The 23,846-nt window shown below is 74.1% G+C and carries 21 protein-coding genes, 1 tRNA gene and 1 pseudogene; 6 read left to right on the top strand and 17 right to left on the bottom strand.

Going from position 1 to position 23,846, the window contains the following annotated elements; all coding sequences use genetic code 11:
- Nucleotides 1-9 precede the first annotated feature (9 nt).
- Genes pcaDC through pcaH form a run of 4 tightly spaced genes read right to left on the bottom strand, consistent with a single transcriptional unit; the run spans nt 10 to nt 3,815 of the window.
- On the bottom strand, nt 10-1,197 hold the full coding sequence (gene pcaDC, locus JOE61_RS22760; protein WP_193670009.1) for a bifunctional 3-oxoadipate enol-lactonase/4-carboxymuconolactone decarboxylase PcaDC: 1,188 nt from the start codon (nt 1,195-1,197) through the stop codon (nt 10-12).
- Nucleotides 1,194-2,420, bottom strand: a complete 1,227-nt coding sequence (locus tag JOE61_RS08280) for a lyase family protein (RefSeq protein WP_193670010.1) — start codon at nt 2,418-2,420, stop codon at nt 1,194-1,196. The genes pcaDC and JOE61_RS08280 overlap by 4 nt, the downstream gene beginning before the upstream one ends.
- Before the next feature lies 1 nt (nt 2,421).
- Nucleotides 2,422-2,979 (bottom strand): protocatechuate 3,4-dioxygenase subunit alpha, encoded by a 558-nt coding sequence (gene pcaG, locus JOE61_RS08285; RefSeq protein ID WP_193670011.1) that lies wholly within the window; start codon nt 2,977-2,979, stop codon nt 2,422-2,424.
- Nucleotides 2,976-3,815 (bottom strand): protocatechuate 3,4-dioxygenase subunit beta, encoded by an 840-nt coding sequence (gene pcaH / locus JOE61_RS08290; RefSeq protein WP_307822879.1) that lies wholly within the window; start codon nt 3,813-3,815, stop codon nt 2,976-2,978. Before pcaH ends, pcaG begins: the two co-directional genes overlap by 4 nt.
- Nucleotides 3,816-3,966: 151 nt before the next feature.
- On the opposite strand from pcaH, the gene JOE61_RS08295 reads away from it, so the two are divergent.
- Nucleotides 3,967-4,743, top strand: a complete 777-nt coding sequence (locus tag JOE61_RS08295; RefSeq protein ID WP_193670012.1) for an IclR family transcriptional regulator — start codon at nt 3,967-3,969, stop codon at nt 4,741-4,743.
- Nucleotides 4,744-4,767: 24 nt separating this feature from the next.
- On the opposite strand, the gene JOE61_RS08300 is transcribed toward JOE61_RS08295, so the two are convergent.
- Nucleotides 4,768-5,964: a 4-hydroxybenzoate 3-monooxygenase gene (locus JOE61_RS08300; RefSeq protein WP_193670013.1), complete on the bottom strand. Its 1,197-nt coding sequence runs from the start codon at nt 5,962-5,964 to the stop codon at nt 4,768-4,770.
- 181 nt (nt 5,965-6,145) lie between these two features.
- Between JOE61_RS08300 and JOE61_RS08305 the strand changes: the two genes are divergently transcribed.
- The gene (locus JOE61_RS08305) at nt 6,146-7,309 is read left to right on the top strand and encodes an alpha/beta hydrolase (RefSeq protein WP_193670014.1); all 1,164 of its coding nucleotides are present in this window, start codon (nt 6,146-6,148) and stop codon (nt 7,307-7,309) included.
- A gap of 24 nt (nt 7,310-7,333) precedes the next feature.
- Here JOE61_RS08305 and JOE61_RS22450 read toward each other — a convergent pair whose 3' ends face one another.
- Complete coding sequence (locus JOE61_RS22450; RefSeq protein WP_204797181.1) at nt 7,334-7,897, bottom strand: thermonuclease family protein; 564 nt, start codon at nt 7,895-7,897, stop codon at nt 7,334-7,336.
- 65 nt (nt 7,898-7,962) lie between these two features.
- Between JOE61_RS22450 and JOE61_RS08315 the strand changes: the two genes are divergently transcribed.
- Complete coding sequence (locus tag JOE61_RS08315) at nt 7,963-8,574, top strand: flavin reductase family protein (RefSeq protein ID WP_193670034.1); 612 nt, start codon at nt 7,963-7,965, stop codon at nt 8,572-8,574.
- 9 nt (nt 8,575-8,583) lie between these two features.
- On the opposite strand, the gene JOE61_RS22120 is transcribed toward JOE61_RS08315, so the two are convergent.
- From JOE61_RS22120 to JOE61_RS08360, 11 genes and pseudogenes are all read right to left on the bottom strand, one after another.
- Nucleotides 8,584-9,783: a YibE/F family protein gene (locus tag JOE61_RS22120; protein WP_193670035.1), complete on the bottom strand. Its 1,200-nt coding sequence runs from the start codon at nt 9,781-9,783 to the stop codon at nt 8,584-8,586.
- Nucleotides 9,784-10,387: 604 nt separating this feature from the next.
- A complete protein-coding gene (locus JOE61_RS08325) occupies nt 10,388-11,347 on the bottom strand; it encodes an HNH endonuclease signature motif containing protein (RefSeq protein WP_307822880.1) in 960 nt (319 codons plus the stop codon).
- The gene (locus JOE61_RS21615; protein ID WP_227492066.1) at nt 11,277-11,672 is read right to left on the bottom strand and encodes a hypothetical protein; all 396 of its coding nucleotides are present in this window, start codon (nt 11,670-11,672) and stop codon (nt 11,277-11,279) included. Before JOE61_RS21615 ends, JOE61_RS08325 begins: the two co-directional genes overlap by 71 nt.
- Nucleotides 11,673-11,813: 141 nt before the next feature.
- A complete protein-coding gene (locus tag JOE61_RS08330; protein ID WP_193670037.1) occupies nt 11,814-13,475 on the bottom strand; it encodes an amidohydrolase in 1,662 nt (553 codons plus the stop codon).
- A gap of 46 nt (nt 13,476-13,521) precedes the next feature.
- Complete coding sequence (locus JOE61_RS08335; protein ID WP_193670038.1) at nt 13,522-17,118, bottom strand: SpoIIE family protein phosphatase; 3,597 nt, start codon at nt 17,116-17,118, stop codon at nt 13,522-13,524.
- A gap of 123 nt (nt 17,119-17,241) precedes the next feature.
- On the bottom strand, nt 17,242-17,655 hold the full coding sequence (locus JOE61_RS08340) for a hypothetical protein (protein ID WP_193670039.1): 414 nt from the start codon (nt 17,653-17,655) through the stop codon (nt 17,242-17,244).
- Between the two features lie 114 nt (nt 17,656-17,769).
- Complete coding sequence (locus tag JOE61_RS21620; protein WP_227492063.1) at nt 17,770-18,492, bottom strand: FAD-dependent phenol hydoxylase family protein; 723 nt, start codon at nt 18,490-18,492, stop codon at nt 17,770-17,772.
- Nucleotides 18,493-18,570: 78 nt separating this feature from the next.
- Nucleotides 18,571-19,774: pseudogene (locus JOE61_RS21625) on the bottom strand (FAD-dependent monooxygenase); the annotation flags it as partial.
- A gap of 18 nt (nt 19,775-19,792) precedes the next feature.
- Nucleotides 19,793-20,548 (bottom strand): IclR family transcriptional regulator, encoded by a 756-nt coding sequence (locus JOE61_RS08350; protein ID WP_193670040.1) that lies wholly within the window; start codon nt 20,546-20,548, stop codon nt 19,793-19,795.
- Nucleotides 20,549-20,610: 62 nt separating this feature from the next.
- Nucleotides 20,611-20,686: transfer RNA gene (locus JOE61_RS08355), tRNA-Thr, on the bottom strand.
- 111 nt (nt 20,687-20,797) lie between these two features.
- Entirely contained in the window at nt 20,798-20,980 is a 183-nt protein-coding gene (locus JOE61_RS08360) for a hypothetical protein (RefSeq protein WP_193670041.1), read from the bottom strand.
- A gap of 106 nt (nt 20,981-21,086) precedes the next feature.
- Here JOE61_RS08360 and JOE61_RS08365 point away from each other — a divergent pair, with 106 nt between their 5' ends.
- The 3 genes from JOE61_RS08365 to JOE61_RS08375 are packed head-to-tail and all read left to right on the top strand — an operon-like array spanning nt 21,087 to nt 23,838.
- The gene (locus tag JOE61_RS08365; RefSeq protein ID WP_193670042.1) at nt 21,087-22,013 is read left to right on the top strand and encodes a LysR family transcriptional regulator; all 927 of its coding nucleotides are present in this window, start codon (nt 21,087-21,089) and stop codon (nt 22,011-22,013) included.
- Between the two features lie 40 nt (nt 22,014-22,053).
- Nucleotides 22,054-23,409, top strand: coding sequence for a flavin monoamine oxidase family protein (locus JOE61_RS08370; protein WP_193670043.1), 1,356 nt, complete (start codon nt 22,054-22,056; stop codon nt 23,407-23,409).
- 30 nt (nt 23,410-23,439) lie between these two features.
- Complete coding sequence (locus tag JOE61_RS08375) at nt 23,440-23,838, top strand: limonene-1,2-epoxide hydrolase family protein (RefSeq protein WP_193670044.1); 399 nt, start codon at nt 23,440-23,442, stop codon at nt 23,836-23,838.
- Nucleotides 23,839-23,846 lie beyond the last annotated feature (8 nt).

The following is a 23,846-nucleotide window of genomic DNA, read 5'->3' on the forward strand; positions in this document are numbered from 1 at the left end:
CGTGGCGCCTCAGGCCTCGCCCATCTCCGAGAGCACCCGCTGCGCGATCCGGAAGGCCGTGTTGGCGTCGGGGACGCCGCAGTAGATCGCGGTCTGCAGCAGCAGCTCCTTGATCTCCTCGACCGACACCCCGTTCGTGCGGGCGGCCCGCACGTGCATGGCCAGCTCCTCGTGGTGGCCGCGGGCGACGAGCGCGGTCAGCGTGATCAGCGAGCGCGAGCGCCGATCGAGGCCGGGGCGGGTCCAGATGCTGCCCCAGGCGTACTCGGTGATGAGCTCCTGGAACTCACCGGTCAGGTCGGTGGCCGCGGCGGTGGCCCGGTCCACGTGGGCGTCGCCGAGCACCTCGCGCCGCACCTCCATGCCCGCCGCGCGCACCTGCGCGAGGCTCATCTCGTCGCGCGCCGGCGCGACCGGGCCCAGCGCGTGCTCGCGCACGAGCCTGGCCACCTCGTCGGGCGCCTCCGCGGGCGCGAGGTGGGCGACCCCGTCGAGCACCACGAGCCGGCCGTCCCGCACGCCGTCCGCGACCTCGCGCAGCGACTCCGGCGGGGTGGCGACGTCCTCGGCGCCCGCCACGGCCAGCACGGGCGTCGCGATGCGGTCCAGCCGGTCTCGCACGTCGAACGTGGCCAGGGCCGAGCAGACCGCGGCGTAGCCCTCGTCGTCGACCTCGGACAGGGCGTGCAGCAGCGCGGAGCCCGCCTCCGGCGAGCGCTCCAGGAACCCCTCCCCGAACCAGCGCTGCGCCGACCCGCTCACCAGGGCGGGCGTGCCGCTGGCCCGCACGAGCTCGATGCGCTCGCGCCACGACTCCTCGGAGCCGATGCGGGCGCCGGTGCACAGCAGCGTGGCCGACTGCACCCGCCCGGGAGCGTCGAGCAGCAGCTGCAGGCCGACCGCGCCGCCGACCGAGTCGCCGGCGTAGTGGAAGGGGGCCGGCTGCAGGCCGCCGGCGACCTCGTCGACCACCGCGAGCACGTCGCGGGCCAGGCTGCGCATGCTGACGGGGTCCTCCCCCACCGGCACGCGGTTGTGCCCGTGGCCGGGCAGGTCCCACGCGACCACCTGGAAGTCCTGGGCCAGGTGGGCCGCGGCGCGCGACCACAAGGTGGTGGCCGTGGTGCCGAGCGAGGGCCCCAGCACCAGGAGCGGCAGGTCGGGGCGGCCTCCGAGACGGACGGCGGTGACGGTCACAGGTGCTCCTCGTGCGGGGTCGGGTGATCGGTTCGCAGGTGTGGTCGGGCCCGCTCGAGCGCCTCGTCGACGAGGTCGTCGGCGAGGCCGACGTACGTCGGCGCGGGCTCCCGGCCGCCCAGCGCGGCCAAGGAGCGCTGCTCGGCGCGCACCTGGTGCTCGACCTCGGCCAGCCGCGCCGCCATCCGCTCGGTGTCGACCACCAGCCCGCGCAGCAGGTCGCCCGTGTGGCAGGACGCGACCAGGGTGCGGCGCAGCAGCAGCGCCAGGGGGTGCCACTCGAGGTGCCAGCCGCCGTCGGCTCGCTCGTCGACCTGCTCGGCCGAGGCCAGGTGCAGCGACGAGAGCTCGCCGGGAGCCGCGAGCGCGGCGCGGCGCACCAGCACCGCCAGGGTCGGGTTGGCCTTGTGCGGCATCGCGGAGGAGCCCCCGGCCGAGCCGTCGCGCAGCTCGCCGACCTCGGGGCGGCCCAGCACCAGCACGTCGTTGGCGATGCGTCCCCAGGCCGCCGTGGCCGCCGCCGCGGCCTCGCCGGCGCGGACCATCGGCGTGCGCCGGGTGTGCCACGGCGCCGCGGACTCCAGGTCGAGGGCGTGAGCGAGGTCGGCGCGCAGCCGCCTCGCCCCGGGACGGCCGGCGAGCTCGACGAGCGAGGCGAGCGTGCCGCCCGCGCCGCCGAGCTGCACCGGCCAGCGCAGCGCGGCCAGGGCGTCGTCGGCGTCGAGGACCCCGTGCAGCCAGCCTGCGACCTTGGCGCCCAGGGTGCTCGGGACGGCCGGCTGGGTCAGGGTGCGCGCCAGCATCGGGGTGTGCCGGTGCGTGTCGGCCAGGTCCACCAGCGCCCGCACCTGCCCGGCCACCTCGACGCGCACCCGGCGCACGGTGTCGCGCGCGCAGAGCACGGTCGCGGTGTCCAGGACGTCCTGGCTGGTCAGCCCCCGGTGGACCCAGGTCGCCGCGGGCTCGGGCAGCAGCTCGCGCAGCCGCCCCACCAGCGGGATCACCGGGTTGCCCCCGGCCTCGGCCGCCACCGCCAGCTCGTCGCGGTCGAGATCGGGCAGGACCGCGCGCACGTCGGCGTCGAGGCACCCGCCCGGGGCCGCGCCCACCCGCACCAGCGCACCGAGCCAGGCGTGCTCGACCTCCACCAGCTGCTCGAGCAGGCTCTGGTCCAGCATCGCCGATCCGGCCCGGTGGTCGCCGGGCCACCACAAGGAGCTCACCTCAGGAGTGTCCCGGATAGGTCAGGAAGACCGTCTCCCCCACGCCCTGGAGAGTGATGTCGAAGCGCAGGCCGTCGTCGTCGCGCTCGCACAGGAGCGTGCCGGCCCGCTCGCCCACCGAGTCGAGCAGCGCGTCGGGCACCGCCCCGGGGGTCTCGTCGAGCGGCAGGTAGGCGCGGGTGAAGAGGCGGTTCAGCAGCCCCCGCGCGAAGACGGTCACGGCGAAGAAGGGGAGCGCGCCCTCGACCCGGCCCGGGGCGACCGTGGTGAAGGTGTAGCGGCCGGTGCGGTCGGTCGTCGAGCGCCCGAAGCCGGTCAGCACATGGCCGTCGCGCCGCAGCGAGCCGGGGCGCTGGAGCACCCGGCCGTGGGCGTCGGGCTGCCAGATCTCGACGAGGGCGTCCTGGAGCCCCTGGCCATGCCCGTCGCGGACGGTGCCGTGCAGCAGCACCGAGCCGGGGGTCCCGGGCGCGACCAGGTCGCGGTCGCCGTCGTAGGGCAGGGCGTAGTGGAAGAACGGGCCCACGGTCTGCCCGGGCGTGGGGTGCAGGCGGCTCATCGCGCGCCTCCCTTCCCCGAGTCCTGCTCGGGCTCGGTGTCGGCCTCCAGCGGCGTGCGGTGCGCGCCGGTGAGCACGATGTCCCACCGGTAGCCCGTGGACCACTCGTGCTGGGTGACGTCGTGGTCGTAGGTGGCGACGAGGCGCTCGCGGGCGCGTGGGTCGACGATCGCCTGGTAGATCGGGTCGAGCGCGAAGAGCGGGTCGCCCGGGAAGTACATCTGGGTGACCATCCGCTGGGTGAAGTCGGTGCCGAACAGCGAGAAGTGGATGTGCGCGGGCCGCCAGGCGTTGTGGTGGTTGCGCCACGGGTAGGGGCCCGGCTTGATCGTGGTGAAGCGGTAGTGCCCCTCGTCGTCGGTCAGGCAGCGCCCCATGCCGGTGAAGTGCGGGTCCAGAGCGGCGGGGTGCTGGTCGCGCTGGTGCACGTAGCGTCCCCCGGCGTTGGCCTGCCAGATCTCGACCAGCTGGCGGCGCACGGGGCGCCCGTCGCCGTCGACCACCCGGCCGGTGACCACCATCCGCTCGCCCACCGGCTCGCCGCCGTGCTGGACGGTCAGGTCGGCCTCGAGCGGGTCGACGTCGCGCTCGCCGAAGCAGGGCGCCCAGAGCTCCACGCCCTCGGGGTCGACCTGGACCGGCGCCTTGGTCGGGTGCCGCAGCAGGCTCGAGCGGTACGGCGCGTAGTCCAGACGGGGCTGCGTCTCCTCGACCCCGGAGCGCTCGTGCTCGGCCGAGATGCGAGCCATCTCCTCCGAGAGCTGCGACTGGGGCTCCAGGCCGCTGGCCGGATCCCGCGCCACCTGGGGGACGTTGGACTGGGTGGTGTCGTTCACCGGCCCACCGTAAGGGCCACGGCTCGGCCACCACCTCCCCTCACTTCCACTGACCGGAAGTACCCCCGGACGTCGCCGACCCGGCCCGAATCTCCCGCCGACCCGGCCCGGACTTCCGGCCCGGCCGGCGCGGGACGTGCAGACTGGAGCCATGGCCGGCAACTCCGGCGCCGTCGGCGCATCCGTCACCTCCCGCGCGCTCTCGCTGCTGGCCGCGTTCGACGAGAACCACCGCCGGCTCCCGCTCTCGGAGCTGGCCCGTCGCGCGGGGATGCCGCTCACCACCGCCCACCGCCTGGTGGCGGACCTGCTCGAGTTCGGCGCCCTGAACCGCACCCCCGAGGGCGACTACGTGGTGGGCCGCCGGCTCTGGGACATCGGGCTCCTCGCGCCAGTGCAGACCGGGTTGCGCGAGGTGGCCTCCCCCTACCTGCACGACCTGTTCGGCGCCACCCGGGCCACCGTGCACCTCGCGGTGCGCGACGGCACCGAGGTGCTCTACGTCGACCGGCTGCGGGGCAACGCCTCGGTGCCCGTGGTCAGCGCCGTGGGCTCCCGGCTGCCGCTGCACACCACCGGGGTCGGCAAGGTGCTCCTGGCCCACGCACCGGCCGAGGTCGAGCGCGCCGCGCTCGCCGACCTCCGGGCCGTGACCCGCTACACGATCACCCAGCCCGGCACCCTGCGCCGCCAGCTGGGCCGGGTGCGTCGCGAGGGCTGGGCGACCACCGCGGAGGAGATGAGCCTGGGAGCGTGCTCGGTGGCCGTGCCGGTCGTGCAGCGCGACGAGGTCGTGGCCGCCCTCGGCCTGGTGGTGGCCTCGCTGCGCACCGACCGCCCGCGACTGGTCGCCGCGCTCGAGGTCGCGGCCCGCGGCATCGGGCGGGCGCTGCAGCGGCTGCCGCCCGTGGCCCCCGGCGAGCGCTGAGCGCCCCCGGCCGGCGGGCGGGTCCTACTGGGGCCAGCCGGTATACCCCTCGGCGAGGTACGTCGCACCGGCGCGCGAGGAGACCAGCGAGGCGAGCTCGCCGAGCTGGCGGCGCTCGTCGAACTCCGACGAGCCGTCCCCGCGGTGCAGCATCGTGGTCATCCAGTAGGAGAAGTGCTGGGCCTTCCACACGCGCGCCAGGGCCCGGTCGGTGTAGCCGGCGAGCGCCGCGTCGTCGCCCTCGACCATCACCTGCTCGATGACCTCGGCCAGCACCTTGACGTCCTGGAGCGCCAGGTTGAGGCCCTTGGCGCCGGTCGGCGGCACGGTGTGGGCGGCATCGCCCGCCAGCACCAACCGGCCGTGCTGCATGGGGGTCTGCACGAAGCTGCGGAACGGCAGCACCGACTTCTCGATGACCGGCCCCTCCTGCAGGCGGTAGCCGTCGGCGCCGGCCAACCGGTGCTGCAGCTCGGACCAGATGCGGTCGTCCGACCAGGCCCCGGGGTCCTCCTGGGGGTCGCACTGGAAGTACATCCGCTGCACCGACTCGGTGCGCTGGCTGATCAGGGCGAAGCCGCGGTCCGAGCGGGCGTAGATCAGCTCCGAGGAGCTCTTCGGGGCCTCGCACAGGATGCCGAACCAGGCGAAGGGGTACTCGCGGAAGAAGCGCTCGTTCCCGACCACCAGGTCGCGGCACACGCTGCGTGAGCCGTCGGCGCCCACCACCATGTCGGCCAGGACCTCGTGCTGGGCACCGTCGGCGTCGACGTACGCGACGCGGGGGGCGGTCTCGACGTCGCTGACCGCGGTCTGGCTGATCCCGTAGCGCAGGTCGCCGCCGTCGCGCACCCGCGCGCGGTGCAGGTCGACGAAGACCTCGGTCTGGGGGTAGAGCCACACCGAGGCGCCCACCAGGTCCTCGAAGTCGAGGTGGTGGCTCTCCCCGCCGAAGCGCAGGTAGATCCCGCCGTGCCGGTCGCCCTCGGTCAGCACCCGCTCCTGCCCCGCGGCGTAGACGCCGGTGTCGGTGAGCAGCCGCACGCTGTCGGGCTCGAGGATGCCGGCGCGGTGGGTGGTCTCGATCTCGTCGACGCTGCGGTGGTCCACGACCACCGAGTCGATGCCGACCCGGTGCAGGAGGTGGCTCAGCAGCAGCCCTGCGGGGCCTCCGCCGACGATCGCGACCTGCGTGCGGGTGGTGCTGGCGGGGCTCGTCATGGGTCGGACCGTAGGGACCGGGGACGGACCGGTCGAGACCCAGCTTCCGCTGAACGGAAAAAGGCTCCACATCTGTTCTCCAGCGCACGGAGGCCTGGACCACCCCTTGACGTGACCGCGGTCACGGGCGCAGGGTTCGAGTTCCATTCGTCAGACGAACAGTCGTGCGCTAGGAGAACAGATGAAGACCACCCCGCGAGCCAGGCGGGCGGCGTACGCCGTCGCTGCGGCTCTCGTCACGGGACTCGCCCTGGCGGGCCCGACCAACGCCGCGGACGACGCGGCCGGCACCACTGCAGGCAGCACCGCCGACAGCACCGCCACCAGCACCGCCACCAGCACTGCCGACACGACGGCCGGACCGGCCGCCCGGGGCAAGAAGGTGCCGGCCCGCGTGCTCACTGACGTCGCCTACACCGACCCGGTGCCGGCCGACACCCGAGGGAACCTGCTCGACCTCTACCTGCCCGAGCGGCGCAAGAACCAGAAGCTGCCGCTGTTCATCTACTCCGAGGGATCGGCCTGGTTCGGGGACAACGGCAAGGACACCGCCGACGCCTGGGCCGAGCGCCTGGCCCCCCACGGGTACGCGGTGGCGGGGGTGTCGGTGCGCAACAGCAGCCAGGTCCAGTTCCCGGGCCAGGTCCACGACATCAAGGCCGCCATCCGCTACCTGCGCAAGAAGGCCGGGCGGCTGGGCCTGGACCGTCGTCGCTTCGCGATCGGCGGCTTCTCCTCCGGCGCCTGGACCGCGGCGATCGCCGGCACCACCGGCGACGTCAAGCGCCTGGAGGGCTACCAGGGCGTGCGTGGGCCCTCGAGCCGCGTCCAGGCCGTGGTGACGCTCTCCCCGCCGACCGCGTTCCGCAAGATGGACTCCCAGGCCACCGAGTGGAGCGTGCTCGAGCACGAGACCCCGGACTCCCCCGAGTCGCGGATGACCGGGTGCACGCAGTACGAGACCGGGATCGGCGACCCGCGCTGCCACAACGCACGGCTGGCCAACCCGCTGCGCTACGTCTCGCGGGACGACCCGCCGTTCCTGATGTTCCACGGCTCGCGTGACCAGCTGCTGCCCCCCGGGCAGAGCCAGGTGCTCTTCGACCGGCTGGCCAGCCGGTGCGTCGAGGCCACCTACCACCTGGTCGAGGGGCCCGACCACCAGTACCGCTATCTGGCCGACCCGGCCGCGGGACCGGTGCTGGGCCAGACGGTCTCCACCGTGGACGACGGCGCACGCCGTGGCTGCTCGACCTCGACCAGCAGCGCCAGCGCGCCGCTGGGCGACGCCGGGCCGAGCTACGACCTCGTGGCCGACTTCCTGGACGCGGCGCTCGCGCGCTGAGACCCGGGCGCCTGCCCCGGCGGATCACCCACCGCCGGGGCAGGCGCCCCACCGGCCCCGCCCGGCGTCGCGGGCCTCGGCCTCGGCGGCGCGCATCCGCTCGATGTGGCGGTCGTTGGGCTCGAAGAGCACCGCCTCGGCGTGCCCGGCGCGCACCATCGCCAGGTTCACCATGTCGCCGCCGGCGTCGTAGACGTAGAGCAGGGTGCGGTCGTAGGGATCGAGCAGCTCCTCGTCGGCCTCCACGCTGACGCTCGCGCCGGGCGGCACGAGGTCGGCCAGCGCCTCGGACGCCTCCGGGCCCCAGCACTCGACCGGGCTGCCGGGCGCCACGGTCTCGGGGGTGTCGATCTGCAGCAGCCGCACCGCGGTGCCGTCGGCGCCGCCGGCCCCGAGCAGGTCGCCGTCGCCACGCAGGTAGAGGGTGTCGCCGTCGACGATGCGCACCACCCGTCCCCGCTCGCGCTCGTCCCCGCTCTCGGCCTCGCGGGGCGCGTCGACCACCGACCCGGCGCCCAGCCCGCCCTCGGCGCAGCCGCCAAGCAGCACCACCGCGAGCCCGGCCGCGGGCACCCACCTGAGGTCCACGACGTACAGCGTGGCAGGGGGCGCCGACACCGGCTGGGTGGGGACGGCGCTGGTGGAATGGCGTCATGGTCTTCTACGAGCCCGCTGCCCGCGACCGCGACCTGCTCCCCCACGACCCGTTCAAGGCGATCGTGGCGCCGCGCCCGATCGGGTGGATCAGCACCCGCACGGCCGACGGCACCACCAACCTGGCCCCCTACAGCTTCTTCAACGCCGTGGGCGACCGGCCGCCGATGGTGATGTTCTCGAGCGTGGGCATGAAGGACACCGCCAGCCTCGCGCTGGAGTCGGGCGAGTTCTGCTGGAACCTGGTCTCGCGCGACCTGGCCGAGCTGATGAACGCCACGTCGCGCTCGCTGCCCCGCGGTGACGACGAGGCCGCGGCGACCGGCCTCGAGCTCGAGCCCGGACGCGTGACGGGCGCCCCGAGGGTGGTCGCCAGCCACGCCTCGCTCGAGTGCGTCGTCGTGCACTCCACGCAGCTGCGCGACCGGCACGGCGCCGAGACCGACCACTGGCTGGTCGTCGGCGAGGTCGTGGGCGTGCACCTCGACGAGGCGCTGCTGACCCCCGACGGCCGCTTCGACACGCTGGCCGCCCAGCCGGTGATGCGTGCGGGCTACGCCGACGAGTACCTGGTGGCCGACACGATGCTGCGGATGACCCGCCCGGCCTAGGCACCACCCCTAGGCCTGGTCGACCGGCGGGCCCTGCTCGACCGGGTGCGCCCGGGCCCGCAGCACCACCGCCGCCAGACCGGTCGTCAGCGGCACCGCGGCGACCAGGCCGAGGGTGGCCACCACGCTGCGCACGACCTCCTGGGCGATGATCTGGTCGGTCACGACGCTGCCGAGGGACTCGGTGTTGGCGACGATCAGGATCAGCAGCGGCAGCGCCGAGCCGGCGTACGCGAGCACGATGGTGTTGACGACCGAGGCGATGTGGGAGCGCCCCACGCGGCTGCCGGCACGGAAGAGCTGCAGGGCGCCGTACGCCGGGTTGGCGCGCGCGAGCTCGGCGACCGTGGCCGACTGGGTGACGGTCACGTCGTCGAGCACACCCAGGGAGCCGATGACGATGCCGGCCAGCAACAGGCCCTCGGTGTTGACGCCCTGGGTCATCCCGACCGCCAGCGACAGGTCGTCGGTGACGCCGGTCAGGTGCAGCGCCGAGACGGCCAGCGCGGAGAGCAGCCCGGTGAGGGTGAGGCTGGCCAGGGTGCCGAGCACGGCCACCGTGGTCGTGGCCCCCAGGCCGTGGGTCAGGTAGAGGACGGTGAGCATGATCGCCGCCGAGCCGACGATCGCGACCAGCAGCGGCGGCGAGCCGTCGAGGATGGCGGGGACCACGAAGTAGAGCAGCAGCAGGAAGGTGACGCCCAGACCGGCCATCGCACTGACCCCGCGCCAGCGGCCGAAGGCCACCATCGCCAGCACGAAGGCGCCCGCCAGCACCGCGAGGCCGGTGCCGCGCTGGTGGTCGACGATGGCGTAGGACTCCCCGTCGGGCGTCTCGTTGAGGATCAGGACGACGTCGTCGCCCTCCTCCACCTCCGGCGCCCCCGGACCGTTGGGCAGCGGCACCTCGGCGGTGTCGACGGGCTCGTCGCGCGGGTCGTCCTCGGGCGTCTCCAGCGACACGGTCGCGGTGCCGCAGCCGTTGACGTCGTCGGTGAGCTCCTCGGTGCACTCCGAGCGCTCGATGGTGCTGATGCGGCCCTCGTACTGGTCGGCGCTGCCCTGCTCGTCGGGACCGACGTCACCGGTGGGCCACAGCCAGACCATCGCCACCAGCGTCAGCAGCGCGATCGGCGCCAGCACCAGCCACGCCACCCTCGGCGTGCGTCCCAGCTCGTCGCGACCGGGACCGCGGTGGTGCCCACCCATGCGTGATCGGCTCCTCGAAGGATCGGCCGCCGCGGCAGCCCCCCGGCGTGGTCGGACGCCACAAAGTACCAGCGGCCGCCTCGACGAGTCGGCCGCCGTTGGTCCAGCAGCAAGGAGCGCCAGCGACGAGTGTCCACGCCGTTGGTCGAGCAGCAAGGAGCGCCAGCGACGCGCGTCGCCGAGACCCCGTGAGGACCGCGCCCGCCGTACGCCATGGGCTCACCGGGTTTCGGCATCGCTCGAGCCTTCGGCCCTCGCTGCTCAACCAGCGGAACCGTTGGTCGAGCAGGGAGGAGCGCCAGCGACGAGCGACGCCGAGACCCCGTGAGGTGCCCACTCGCCGTACGCCATGGGCTCACCGGGTTTCGAGACGGTTGCTGCGCAACCTCCTCAACCAACGGACGCGCGGCAGCACCGTTGGTCGAGCAGGGAGGAGCGCCAGCGACGAGCGACGCCGAGACCCCGTGAGGTGACCGCCCACCGCGACCACCCGCCGTACGCCATGGGCTCACCGGGTTTCGAGACGGTTGCTGCGCAACCTCCTCAACCAACGGACGCGCGGCAGCGCCGTTGGTCGAGCAGCGAGGCCGGGAGCGAAGTGCTCCTAGGTTCGTCGGTGGAAGGTGACCTGGTTGTCGGCGCCGACGTCGCTCTCGTACTCCGGGTCATGAATCCGGCGGTGGTGGAACGGGCACAACAAGCGCCCGCGGTCGAGGTCGGTGTGACCGTGGCACGACCACGGGTCGTCGTGGTGGGCGTGGCACATCGCTGGCGGGGCGTCGCAGCCGCGGGCGGTGCAGCCGCCGTCACGGATACCCATCGCGATCCGCTGGGCCGGGGTGAAGTACCGCTTCGCACGCCCCACATCCAGAGGCTGACTCTTGCCACCAAGCACCACGGGCACGACGCCGGCCTCGCAGGCCAGCCGCCTCGCGGTGGAGGCACTGATCCGGTCACCGGTGTCGAGCGTCGCGGCCACCAGGCCGTCCTTGAGGGAGTCGAGGGTCATCGTCACCACCACCGTGGCGTTCACGCCACCGGCCTTGGGCAGGTCGTGGGGGTCGAGGCGCTCGACGAGCTCGACGAACGCGGCACCCAACCGCTGCGCTGTGGGGCGGCGTACCGGCACCGGTGCCTCGTCCTGCTCTTCGTGCTCGCCTTCATCGGTGGCGCGGTTGGCGATCTGGTGCTTCGGTGCGGCGAACGCGAGCAGGGCCCGCTCCAGCATCTGGCCGGCCAGCAGCGGCACCGTGAAGGACCCCTTGATCCGGCCGTGGCCGTCCTCGCGCATCCGGAACACCGCCGACTTCTCCGCCTCGCGCTCCTCGCGCTCGAGCTGCTCGGCCTCCCACGCCTCAGCCGCCTCCGGTGCCACGACCTCGAGGATCCGACGGCCCAGCACCCGCAGCGCCTTCGCGTCGTGGACCTCCGCGTATGCGACCAGCGCCTTCGTCGCCTGCTCCAAGACCGACGGGTCGAGGTCGTCGGGCAGCTCATCGAGCGCCGTGCAGATCACCGACGCCTGCTCCGCGACCATCTCGCCACGACCCAGCGCTTCCCGCACCAGCTCGTGGCGATCCAGACCCGCGGCGAGGCGGACCTGGCGGAAACGACTCCCGCTTCGTCGACCGGGTCGCGTTGGAGTGCCACACCGCCACCGACGGCGACGCATTCGTCTCCGCCACCGCCACCGTCTCGGCGTGGGCGAGGGTCCGCGATCGCAGCTCGACCACCCTCGCCTCGAGCTGCGAGAAGTCGACCAGCGCCTCCGCCGTCGCGGTGTGGCTCATCGACCACAGCGGACTCTCGGCGAGCTCGGCGAGCTCGTCGAGCAGCGAGTGCATGCGCGCGAGCGTCCCGTTGATGGGGTGCGCCGCGGTGGTGGCCATGAGTAAAGTATCTCAGGGCCCACCGACAAAGCACCAGGTCAGAAGCCGTTTTCCACAGGCAGATCGAAATTTTTTTCGAGGAGTTCGAGTCGGTGCGGAAGCGACTGGTCGATGGTGCGAAAGTGACTGCTCGGCCGGTGGTCAGTCGCGGCGGTAGACCTCCGAGCCGCGGGCCCAGGCCGTGACCGGCTCGGCGGAGCCGATCTCGTCCTCGTGCAGGTCGAAGGGGTCGCGGTCGAGCACCAGCACGTCGGCGGAGGCGCCGACGCGCAGGTTGCCGGAGTCCTCCTGGTGGTTCGCGTGGGCGGCACCGCTGGTGTAGGCCTGCAGCGCCTGGACCAGGGTGAGCCCCTGGTCGTCGCGCATCGGCGGCTCCTCGTCGCTCTCGTCGGTGGTGCGCGAGGAGCGGTTGACCAGCACGTGGATGCCCTCCATCGGGTCGGGCGGGTTGATCGGCCAGTCCGAGCCGCCGGCCACCAGCGCCCCGCTGTCGACGATGTCGGCGAAGGGGTACTGCCAGTCGAGCCGCTCCTCGTCGAGGTAGGGCTTGACCATCTGCACGGCGGGGGTGTTGTAGCGCGCCCACATGCCCTCGACGTTGGCGATCGCGCCGAGCAGCCGGAACCGGTTGCGGTCGACCGGCGCGACCAGCTGGAGGTGCGCGAGCTGGTGGCGCTGGTTGCTCCACCCGTGGCGGCGGCGCGCGGCCTCGATGGCGTCGAGGGAGGTGCGCACGGCCCGGTCGCCCAGGGCGTGGAAGTGGGCCTGGAAGCCGGCGGCATCGAGCGCGCACACGGCCTCGTCGAGCTGCTCGGGCTCCATGAACGCCAGCCCCCGCTCGCCACCGGCGCAGGGGCAGCGCGCCCCGCCGAGGTACGGCTCGTCGACGGCCATGGTGAGCGTCTCGGAGACCCCGTCGACCATCAGCTTGACCGACCCGGCGTCGAGGCCCGCGTCACCGAGCCGGGCCCGCTCGGCCTCCAGCTCCTCGACCTGCTCGACACCGCGGTTGCGGTCCCACCACAGCGCCAGCCGCACCCGGGCGGTCAGCTCGTCGGCCTCCACGAGGTCGAGGTAGGCCTGGGTCGGGTCGTCGATGCCGGCGTATCCGCCGACGAGCGCGTCCTGCCAGCCCACGATGCCCCACGAGTGCAGGTGCGCCTGCGCGTCGAGCAGCGCCGCACGCTTCTCCTCCCGCGTGGTGTCGACCAGGCGGTGCACCATCGCGGCCGCGGCCTCGCGCAGGGTGCCGGTCGGGTTGCCGTCGCGGTCGCGCTCGATCCAGCCGTCGGGCGGGTCGGGGGTGTCGCGGTCGATGCCGGCCAGCTCGAGGGCGCGGGTGTTGACCCAGGCGTTGTGGTGGTCGTTGCTGGGCAGGAACGCCGGACGGTGCGGCACCACGCGGTCGAGCATCTCGGCGGTGGGCCCGGTGCTGGGGTCGAAGTGCTCGAGCGACCAGCCGCCACCGCGGAACCACGCCTGGCCCACGTCGCCCTGCGCGGCCACCGCGTCGGCGATCGTCGAGAGGCACTCCTCGGCGCCGGCGCAGTCGGTGAGCAGCGCGCTGCGCAGCTCCAGGCCGCCGATGAGCGGGTGGATGTGGGCGTCGTGGAAGGCCGGCATCACCAGTCCCCCGGCGGCGTCGACCTCCTCGGCCCGGCTCCCGCCGGCCGCCATCTCCTCCCGCACCCGGTCGAGCGGGCCGACAGCGTAGATCTGGCTCCCGCGCACCCCCACGGCGTGATCGTGGTGGTACTTCAGCCCGTCGAAGAGCCGTCCGTTGGCGAAGATCAGGTCGCTCATTGCTGCCCCGTCCGGTGGAGATCGGTTCCGCTCGGTCCGGGCGAGCCTAGGCCCGCGGAGGGGGTGAGCCGAGGTCCCGGGGGGTCCAGTCGGTCCATGCCACGGCCTCGGCGCCCTCCTCCAGCTGGGTGCGCACCTGCTCGATCATCCACGCCCGCAGGCGTACGACGTCGGGCTCGGCGCGCACGGTCAGCAGCCGCTGGTCGTCGAGCCCCTCGTCGGAGAGGGACAGCAGGTCGTCGAGCCGGACGACCTCGTCGGCCGCCCTGACCGGCAGGTCGACGGTGACGTCGAGCTCGTCGAGACCCTGCGCCTGGGCGGCCTCGACCGCGCGCCGCGTGCCCCGGCGCAGCGGCGCGAAGACGGCCAGCAGGTCGCGCACCTCGCCGACCGAGACGAGACCGGGGTCGAGCTCGTGGGTCGCGGAGAGCAGCTGCAGGTCGCGCACCAGCTCGTCGATGTGCTCGTCCTGGCGCAGCCACAGCCGCACCGGGCAGCCCCGCAGCAGCACCGGCGACGTCGGCTCGCGGCCCTCGGGAGCGTCCTGGTCGGCGGCCGGCCCGGGGGCGGGCGGCGAGTCGGGCGGGCGCACCGGGCTGTCGGCACGGTCGTCGAGCAGCCGGGCCCACACCCGGGTGCCGCCCGGGAAGCGCTCGACGCCCCAGTCGTCGGCCAGCACCGAGACGATGCCGAGGCCGCGACCGGTGGTGGGCTCACCGTGCCCGCGTCCGTCGGGCTCGGCGACCAGGCGGGGCACCACCGCCTCGGCCGGTACGACGCCCTCGTCGGCCACCGACACGGTCACCGCACCGTGGTCCAGGCGCACCGAGACGTCCATCGACTCGCCTCCGCTGTGCAGCGCGGCGTTGGCCGCCAGCTCGCCGACGCAGAGCTCGGCGTCGTCGACCAGCTCGACACCCCGCCCCCGCAGCGCCTCGCGCACGAAGTGCCGGGCGCCGGGGACGCTCGAGGGGTGCGCGGAGAAGCGGGTGCGCACGATCCGCCCGCTCGCGACAGGCGCGTCCTCCACGCCGGTCCCGGCGGACCCACCGGTTGGCCCGTGCTGGTCCTGGCTGCGCCGCCGCGGCGGGGGCCCGTCCTGCTCGTGCAGCCGCACGGCGACCAGCGCGATGTCGTCCTCGCGGAGGCTGGGCACCATCCGCACGAGAAGCCGGTCGCAGAGCTCGTCCAGGGGGCAGCCGAGTGCGTCGAGGCTGGCCAGCTCGCGCCGCAGCCGGTCGAGGCCGGCGTCGAGGTCCTCGCCGCGCCGCTCGACGAGCCCGTCGGTGAACAGCAGCACCAGCGACCCCCGGGTCAGCACGACCTGCCTCTCCTGGCGCTCGGCCTCGGGGTCGAGCCCCAGCAGCAGGTCGGGGTCGTCGCCCACCAGCAGGGTGACCTCGCCCTCGGGGCAGACCACCACCGGCGGCGGGTGGCCGGCGTTCGACCAGCGCAGCCGGGTGACGCCCTCCGCGAGCTCCTCGGGGGTCTGCTCCAGGCGGGCCAGCACGGCCGTCGCGGTGGTGTCCACGCCCAGGGTGTCCAGCGCGTGGTCGACGCCGCGCAGCACGTCGGCCGGCCCCTGGCCGCTGAAGACCGAGATGCCGCGCAGCAGGTTGCGGACCTGGCCCATGGCCGCCGCGGCCGCGGTGTCGTGGCCGACGACGTCCCCGATGACCAGCATCGTGGCCCCGGCGTCCTGCACGAACGCGTCGTACCAGTCGCCGCCGACCTGGGCGGTCTCGGCCGCGGCCTCGTAGCGCACCACGATCTCGAGGTGGTCGGGCTGCGGGGGCGCGGTCAGGAGGCTGCGCTGCAGGCCCTCGGCGAGGTCGCGCTGCTCGGCGAAGAGCCGGGCGTTGTCGAGCGCCAGGCCGGCCCGTTCCGCGACCAGGGCCAGGGTGTCGAGGTCGGCGTCGGTGAAGGCGCCCCGGGCCTCGCCCCGCAGCACGGTGAGGAGCCCGACCACCCGGTCGTGCCCCTTGAGGCTGAGGACGGTGGCGTGCTCGGGCGCCAGGGCACGCAGCAGCTCGTGGACCTCGCCCGCAGCGAAGACGCGGCACATCGACTCGGTCGCCCCGTCGCCGACGACGGGGCGATCCGCGGCGAGCACCAGCGGCAGGAAGGAGTCGTCGACCACCTGGTCGAGGCGCACCGCCGCGAACCGGTCGACCAGGTGCTGGGCGCCCGGGTCGCGGTGCCACCCCCCGACGTCGCGCAGCCCGGGCAGCCGGCCCTCGTGGCCGGGCTCCTCGACCAGCGTCGCGACGCACCAGTCACCGATCGCCGGTACCACCAGGGCACCCAGGCGGGAGACAGCCTCCCCGAGGTCCAGCGTGCCGGCCAGCTGCTCCGTGACGTCGGCGACCAGGGCGTCGCGGCGAGCAGTGCGCGCGACCTGTTCCTGCGCCTGGTAGCGGGCGGTGACGTCGACGAAGTAGACGGCCAGCCCATCGGGGTTCGGCCAGGCACGCACCTCGTACCAGGCGTCGAGCGGTGCGGGGTAGTAGGCGTCGAAGGCCACCGGGTCCCCCGACTCGACGCAGCCGCGGTAGCTGCGCTCGAAGATGCTGTCGAGGGTCGCGGGGAACGCCTCCCAGACGACCTGCCCGACGAGGTCCTCGCGCGAGCGGCCCAGGAGCCGCTCCGCCTCCCCGTTGAGGTAGGCGAAGCGCCACTCGTCGTCGAGCTGGTAGAAGGCCGTGGGCATCGACTCGAGCACCCGGGCGACGCGCGCCTCGCCCTCCTGCACGGCCGTCGTGTCGTACGCCGCTCCCAGCACCCGCACCGTCTGGCCGCCCTCGTCGCCGAGGCCGCGCCCCCGCGCCGCGATCCAGCGCACCCGGCCGTCGGGCAGGTGGATGCGGTACTCGGCGGCGTACTCGCCGCGAGCGGCGATCGCACGATCGAGCGCGGCGACGACCCGGGCCCGGTCCTCGACGTGGACGATGTCGGTGAAGGCGTCGATGGTGCCGCCGAAGGTGTCGTCATCGAGGCCGAACAGCTCGAGGAGCCGGTCGTCGAAGCGCAGGTCGCCGGTGACCAGGTCCCACTCCCAGGCGCCGACCCCGGCCGCGTCCGTCGCCAGCCGCCAGGCGACCTGCTGGGTCTCGAAGTCGGAGCTGAGCGCCGCGAGCTCGAGGTCGCCGACGACGGCGTCGGCGAGCCGCTCGAGGGTGCTCACGCTGTGGTCGGGCCAGTCGCGCGGGGCGGCGTCGTACACGCAGAGCGAGCCCACCACCTGGCCGTCGGCGACCACCAGAGGGACTCCCAGGTAGGCGCCGACAGCACCGGACGTGACCGGTGGCAGCGTGCTGACCCGGTCGTCGAGCGTGGTGTCGGGCACCACCAGCGGCGCCTTCAGACCGACCGTGACGGTGCACAGCGAGTCGGCGGCGGGTGTCTCGAGGCCGACCAGGCCACTGCCCGCGCCGTGGCCGCCCACGACGACCTGGGTCGCCCCGACCAGCGAGACCTGGGCGGAGCCGGCGTCGAGCAGGGCGGCTGCGAGCTCGCAGAGCCGGTCGAGCGAGGAGCTGCGGTCGCTGCCCGCCACCAGCCGCCGCACCACGGAGGAGCGCACGTCGGGCGGCGTCGACCGGGCAGGGTCCTGCGCGGCCCCGGGTGAGCCCGTCGCTGCCATCGTGTCGCCTCCACGCTCGCGGAGGCTGAGCTCCTCCCCGCGCGTCCTGCGCGGCACCGGATCGTACCGGGAGACGGGGGTGGCGCACCTCGCCTTCTCGGAGGGGGTCGCGAACGGCACGGGTCAGCGAGGCAGCGGCACCCCGCGGGCGAGGTGGTCGGTCAGTGCGCGCCGGCTGGCCGCCTCCGTGGTGCGCAGCAGCAGCCCGGCCCCAGGGCCATCGATCTCCAGCCGCGCCGCGACCCCCCGCACCAGGGCCGAGACCTCCTCGGCCGGCACGGCGCCGGCGTACTCGACCTGCAGCGCCTCGGCGAGCTCGAGGACGTCGGAGCCGGCGGCGCCGTCCCTGGAGACGTCCCCGGCGACCAGCCCGGGTGCGGTCGCCGGCGTCGCGGCCCCGGCGGCGGGCAGCGGTCCCGCCAGCAGCGTGGCGCCCACCAGCAGCACGGTCGCCGCTGCCCGGCGGCCGCGGCGCGAGACCTCGCCCGCCCTGTCGCGGACTCGGACGGACCTGGTCGGGCGGTGCGCTGGGGTCATGGCCCCCAGCCTGAGCCACGGACCTGACAGCAGGCTGACCGGCGGCTGTGAGGGGGCCGGGTCCCTGGGCCGACGACCCGCCTGTCACCACCTGTCACCACCTGTCACCGCGTCTCACCGCCGGGTCAGGGGCTCCTGCGCTCCGGCGTCGAGCAGGACCCCGGCCAGGAAGGCCGACAGCTCCCGGGTGCCGGTCAGGGGCAGCACCTGCGCGACGTGCTGGTCGGGGCGCACCAGGACCATCGCACCCTCGTCCCGGTCCACCCCGCGCAGGTCGAAGACGTCCACCTCGCCGCCGGCCGCTGCTGCCGGCGTCGTCGTCGCCGTGAAGCACTTCTCCAGGTCGACCAGGCCCAGGGCGCCGGTCCGGGGCCGCAGCAGTGCCGGCAGGTCGGCGAGCTCCACCTCGTGGCTGGAGCACGGCAGGATGCCGCGCACGTCCAGCACCGCGTCGACGTCGTCGTCGGCTCGCCGGTGCCGCACGACCGGGGACGCGGGGTCCTCCGCGAGCCAGGTCAGGGCGGCGTCCCAGGCGAGGCGGGCGCGGTCGGCGAAGAGGTAGAGCCGCCACCGGCCGTCGGCGCGGGCGGCGTGGCCCAGGTGGACCCGTCGTGCGTCGGCGAGCCGGGTGACCGGTGCGGAGTGGAAGCGGGTGCCGACCTCGAAGCCGGTCGCGAGGTGCTGGTGCTCGCCCCCACCGACCAGCGCGCCGGCCGGGTACCGCGTGGCCACGCCTGCGGTGTAGCGGCCCTGCTGGGTGAAGTACGTCGCCAGGAGGTCGTCCCGGGACCGGCCGCCCGGGCCGGGGGCCTCGCGCGTGGGTGACCCGGCCAACATCGTCGACCACTCCTTGTCGAAGTCGATCAGCTGCTGGGCCACGGGTCGGCGCTCGGCGTCGTAGGTCTGCAGCAGCGTGGCGGCGCTGCGGCCCCCGAGCACCGAGGCGAGCTTCCAGCCGAGGTTGAAGGCGTCCTGCATGGAGACGTTCATCCCCTGACCGGCCTTGGCGCTGTGGGTGTGGCAGGCGTCCCCGGCGATGAAGACCCGCGGGGGACGCGGGTCCTCGCCGGCGTCGTCGGCGCCGTCGTCGAACCGGTCGGCGATGCGCTGGGCCACCTCGTAGACCGAGAACCACACGGTCTCGCGGACCTCCAGGCTGTAGGGGTGCAGCACCCGCCGGGCGCGCTCGACGACCTCCTCCGCGCTCATCGAGCGCACCCGCTCGCGGTCGGCCGCGCGCACGTCGCCGAGGTCGACGTAGAGGCGCACCAGGTAGCCGCCCTCGCGGGGGATCAGCAGGATGCTGCCGTGCTCGGCCGACCGGATGGCCGCCTTGACGCGGATGTCCGGGGAAGTCGGTGACCGCCAGGACGTCGAGGACCCCCCAGGCGTGGTCGGCCCGGTCACCGTCGAGGCGGCGTCCGACCAGCTGGCGCACCCGGCTGCGCGCACCGTCGCACCCCACGACGTACGTGGCGCGCAGCCGGCGCGCCGCCCCGGTGCGCACGTCGCGCACGGTCGCCTCGACCGGGCCGTCGCCGTCGGGGACCACGAGGTCGACCAGCTCGAGACCGTAGTCGGGAGCCAGCCGCGCCGGCGCCGACCGCATCGCCTGCAGCAGGTGGTCGTGCACCCGTGCCTGGTTGAGGATGAGGTGGGGCATCTCGCTCAGCCCGTCCTCCACGTCCTGGACCCGGCCGGTGCGCGCGATCACCGCCGGACGCTCGGGATCGGGGCCCCAGAACCTGGTCTCGTTGACCTGGTAGGACTCCTCCAGGATCCGCCCCGCGATCCCGAACGCCTCGAACATCTCCATGCTGCGGCAGGCGACACCGTCGGCCTGGCCGAGCTCGAGCGGCCCCTCGCGGCGCTCCACCACCACGGTCCGGATGGAGGGGAAGCGAGCGAGCTGGGCCGCGAGGACCAGACCTGCGGGGCCCGTGCCGACGACGAGGACGTCGACCTCCTCGTCGACGTCCTGCGACGGGCGCGGGAGGGCGGTCGACGGGGCGGTGGCCGGGTCGCCGGTGTAGAAGCCGTCTCGGTAGAACTGCACTGGAGCTCCTGGGGTGGTGGGTCGACCTCCAGCGTGCGGCAGGGCCCAGCCTGCAGAACACACGTTTCTGCCTGACAGAAACTATTGCTGACGGTCGCCGCCGGCCTCACGCACGTCGTCCTCCAGCGCCCTGGCGCAGGTGACCAGCTCCTCGACCAGGGGCGCCACGCGGTCGCGCGAGAAGCGGAACGCCGGCATGGCCACGGAGATCCCCGCGAAGCGACCGCCCCCGCACCGCACCGGGACCCCGATGGCACTCAGCCCCGCCTCGGTCTGCTGGTTGTTGAGCGCGAAGCCGTTGCGGCGCACGACCCCCAGGCCGCGGCGTACGCGCTGGCGCTGCGTGGCGTCGAGCCCGGCCAGCGCGACCGCCAGGTCGTCGGGCTCCAGCATCGCCAGGATCGCCTTGCCCGCGCTGCTGACGTGGGCCGGCAGCGCCTTGCCGGAGCGGTCCCCCGCCCGGATCAGCTGGGCGCACTCGACGGTGTGCACGAACCGGACCTGCGGCCCGCTGAGCACCACGAGGTTCGCGGACTCCTGCACGCGGTCGACGAGTCGTCGCAGGTGCGGGAGGGCCACGGCTCGCAGGTCACCGACCGACACGTCCGGCGCCGGGGCGCCACCCAGCATGGGCCCGGCCCGGTACGTCCGGTCGCTGGCCTGCTCGGCGAAGTCGCGGTAGACGAGCATGGCCAGCAGCCGGTGCGCCGTCGACACGGAGACGTCGAGGCGAGCAGCGGCCTCCGACACCCTCAGGGGCCCCTCGAGCAGCAGCAGCTGCGCGAGGTGCAGGGCGTTGTCGACCGAGGCGATGGAGTACTGCGGCCTGTTCTTCATGGCACGCCGACGATAGTGCGTGCTCGGCCTGGGCCTCTGCGACCGCTGGCCGCAGGGGCCGTTGGAGCCGCCTGTCGGAATCGAACCGACGACCTTCTCATTACGAGTGAGACGCTCTACCGACTGAGCTAAGGCGGCGTGCTGCCCGTTCCGGCATCCGGCTCCGGGCAACGCGGGTGAGCATACAGACGCCGCCCCGGCCGCGAGAAATCAGGCGGCGGGGGCGGCGGCGTACGGCGTGGGCCTCGCTCAGGCGGCGAGGACGCGCTTGCGGGGCTCGGAGTCGGCCCAGCCCAGCGGGGCGGACTGCTCGGCGCCGCACCAGCAGGTGAAGGTGGCGATCGGCCCGGTCTCGGAGCCGGTCACGGCCGTGAACTGGGAGGGGAAGATGAGCTGGCGCTTGCTGCAGGAGGTGCAGACGTGGGTGAGCACGGCGGTTCCTTTCTCGACTCGGAGACGTGGTGTCTGCGACCAGTCTGACTCGCCAGTAGCAATAGGGGTAGCCTGACTTTCCTGCGGAAGGCATAGGATCATCCTTGTGCTATCTGTGCACCAGCTCACATGTTTCCTCGCCACCTACGAGCAGGGCTCGCTGACCCGGGCGGCCGAGGAGCTCGGCTACGCCCAGCCCTCGGTCTCCGAGCAGATCCGGGCCCTGGAGAAGTCGCTGGGCGTGCAGCTCTTCCACCGGGTCGGGCGCGGGGTGGAGCCCACCACGGTCGCCGAGACGATGCGGCCCTACGCCGAGCAGGTGCTGGCCGCCATCGCCGAGACCGAGCGGGCGGTGGCCAGCGTCAAGTCGCTCGAGACCGGCACCATCCGCTTCGGCATGTTCGGCATCGCCCGCCTGTACGCCGGCTCCGCGCTGATCGCCGACGTGCTCAAGCGCTACCCCGGGGTGCGGGTCGAGCTGGTCGGGCAGAACTCCACCGAGGTCGTGGAGGACCTGCGCCGCGGCCGCCTCGAGGCCGCGATGCTGGCCGTCTCGACGGTGGCCAGCGAGGGCATCTCCGTGCGCCCGGTGGCGCGCGAGGAGCTGGTCTACATCAGTTCCGACCCCGAGCACCTGACCAGCCCGGTCACCGCGCACCGGTTGGCGCAGGCCTCGCTGGTGATGCCCGAGACGACGTACCGCGCGGTCGACTCCACCCGGGCCACCCTGCGCCAGATGCTCCACGAGACCGGGCGCAACCCGCAGAGCAGGATCGAGGTCGAGGACGTCGAGACCGCCGTCGAGCTCGTGGGCATGGGCCTGGCCGACAGCGTCATCCCCCGGGGTGCCGCCGAGCAGCTGCTGCCCCGGCTGGCGCCGCGGGCCGGGTTCGTGTCGCTGCGTCCGCGCCAGTTCGACACCTTCGCGATCGTGCACCGCACCAACGCCGTCCTCTCCCCCGCCGCCCGGCTGATGATCGAGCTGGCCACCCGGCGGATGCAGGCGATCGCCGAGCCCATCAACCCTCGCTGAGCGGCGCCCGCGTCACTAGGCTGCCGCCGAGGAGGTGGCCATGGACACCCACGACGTGGTGGTGGTCGGCGCCGGCCTGGCCGGTCTCTCCGCGGCCCGGGCCCTCACCAAGGCCGGTCGCTCGGTGGTGGTGCTCGAGGCGCGCGAGCGCGTCGGCGGCCGCACCGAGGGCGCGCACCTGTCCGACGGCCAGTGGGTCGAGCTCGGCGGACAGTGGATCGGGCCCACGCAGGACCGCATGTACGAGCTCGTCCACGAGCACGGCCTGCGCACCGTGGCGACGTACGACGACGGCGAGATGCTCTTCTCCCTCGGCGGACGCACCCGGCGGATGAGCAGCGCCAAGGGCGCCGTGCCGCGACTGAACCCGGTCGCCCTCGCCGACCTCGCCCAGGGCGTGGCCCGCTTCGGCCGGATCGCCCGGCGCGTCGACACCGAGCACCCGTGGCTGACCCCCGACGCCGGGCGACTGGACGCCCAGACGCTGCACACCTGGGTGAGCCGCCACCTGCGGACCGCCGCCGGGCGCGCCTACTTCGACCTCTTCGCCGAGGCCGTCCTCGCGACGGGGTCCGGCGACGTGTCGCTGCTGCACACGCTCTTCTACACCCGCTCCGGGCAGGACCTGGACACGCTGATGGCCACCGGGGCCGGCGCCCAGCAGGACCGCGTCGAGGGTGGCTCGGTGCTGCTGAGCGAGCGGATGGCCGAGCCGCTCGACGTGCGCCTGGGCCAGGTGGTGGGCCAGGTCGAGCAGGACGACCGGGGGATCACCGTCGGCACCCGTGACGGCCGACGCTGGCGGGCGCGACGCGCGGTCGTGGCCCTGCCGCCCACCCTGGCCGGCCGGCTCGTGCACCGGCCGATCCTGCCCGCCCTGCGCGACCAGCTGACCCAGCGCACCCCGGCCGGCAGCGTCATCAAGGTCTACGCCGTCTACCCCACGCCGTTCTGGCGCGAGGAGGGGCTCAACGGCCAGGTGGCCTCCGACCGGGGCCCGGTGAAGGTGGTCTTCGACAACTCACCGCCCGGGTATCCGCGCGGCATCCTGCTCTGCTTCCTGGAGGGCCCCGCGGCTCGGGAGTGGTCGGGCCGCGACGCGGCCGAGCGGCGGCAGGCCGTCGTGGACTGCCTGGTCGGCTACTTCGGCCCGCGCGCCGCCGAGCCCGTCGAGTACCTCGAGCGCGACTGGTCGACCGAGGAGTTCACCCGCGGCTGCTACGGCGCGCACTTCACCCCGGGCACCTGGACCGGCTTCGGCAGCGCGCTGCGTGAGCCCGTGGGCCGCGTGCACTGGGCCGGCACCGAGTGCTCTCCGGTCTGGAACGGCTACATGGAGGGCGCGGTCCGCTCCGGTGAGGCCACCGCCGCCGAGGTGCACTCCCGGCTGGGGTGAGCGCGTGCCGTGTGTCCCTAGGCTGGCGCCATGACCGAGCCCCGTGACGTCGTCCGCGCCTTCCTCGAGCACCTGAGCGCCGGGGACACCACCCGGGCGAACGCGCTGCTGGCCCCCGACGTCGAGTGGCGCAACACCCGGCTGCCCACCGTGCGGGGCGCCAAGGTCGCCGAGGCCCTCGACATGCTCACCGCGCGCGGCGTCGGCGTGCGCGTCGAGCTGCACCACGTCGGCGCCGACGGGTCCACCGTGCTCACCGACCGCCACGACACCCTGACCTGGAAGGCCTACGGCAGCCGGTTCCACGTCGACGGCACCTTCGAGGTGCGCGACGGGCTGATCACGCTGTGGGACGACCGGTTCAGCTGGGGCGAGGCCTCGGTCGCCTCCGTGGCGGGGCTGCTGCGGCTGCTGCGCTCCGGTCGCTGAGCGCCTGC

Source organism: Nocardioides salarius, assembly GCF_016907435.1.
GTDB lineage: Bacteria > Actinomycetota > Actinomycetes > Propionibacteriales > Nocardioidaceae > Nocardioides > Nocardioides salarius.

Coding starts and splice junctions, on each gene's coding strand:
- JOE61_RS08340 (WP_193670039.1), bottom strand. CDS start 17,655: ATGACCCCAGCGCACCGCCCGACCAGGTCCGTCCGAGTCCGCGACAGG.
- JOE61_RS21620 (WP_227492063.1), bottom strand. CDS start 18,492: ATGTTGGCCGGGTCACCCACGCGCGAGGCCCCCGGCCCGGGCGGCCGG.
- JOE61_RS08370 (WP_193670043.1), top strand. CDS start 22,054: ATGGACACCCACGACGTGGTGGTGGTCGGCGCCGGCCTGGCCGGTCTC.
- JOE61_RS08295 (WP_193670012.1), top strand. CDS start 3,967: ATGGCCGGCAACTCCGGCGCCGTCGGCGCATCCGTCACCTCCCGCGCG.
- JOE61_RS08350 (WP_193670040.1), bottom strand. CDS start 20,548: ATGAAGAACAGGCCGCAGTACTCCATCGCCTCGGTCGACAACGCCCTG.
- JOE61_RS08305 (WP_193670014.1), top strand. CDS start 6,146: ATGAAGACCACCCCGCGAGCCAGGCGGGCGGCGTACGCCGTCGCTGCG.
- JOE61_RS08375 (WP_193670044.1), top strand. CDS start 23,440: ATGACCGAGCCCCGTGACGTCGTCCGCGCCTTCCTCGAGCACCTGAGC.
- JOE61_RS08335 (WP_193670038.1), bottom strand. CDS start 17,118: ATGGCAGCGACGGGCTCACCCGGGGCCGCGCAGGACCCTGCCCGGTCG.
- JOE61_RS21615 (WP_227492066.1), bottom strand. CDS start 11,672: ATGGCCACCACCGCGGCGCACCCCATCAACGGGACGCTCGCGCGCATG.
- pcaG (WP_193670011.1), bottom strand. CDS start 2,979: ATGAGCCGCCTGCACCCCACGCCCGGGCAGACCGTGGGCCCGTTCTTC.
- JOE61_RS08330 (WP_193670037.1), bottom strand. CDS start 13,475: ATGAGCGACCTGATCTTCGCCAACGGACGGCTCTTCGACGGGCTGAAG.
- JOE61_RS22120 (WP_193670035.1), bottom strand. CDS start 9,783: ATGGGTGGGCACCACCGCGGTCCCGGTCGCGACGAGCTGGGACGCACG.
- JOE61_RS08315 (WP_193670034.1), top strand. CDS start 7,963: ATGGTCTTCTACGAGCCCGCTGCCCGCGACCGCGACCTGCTCCCCCAC.
- JOE61_RS08300 (WP_193670013.1), bottom strand. CDS start 5,964: ATGACGAGCCCCGCCAGCACCACCCGCACGCAGGTCGCGATCGTCGGC.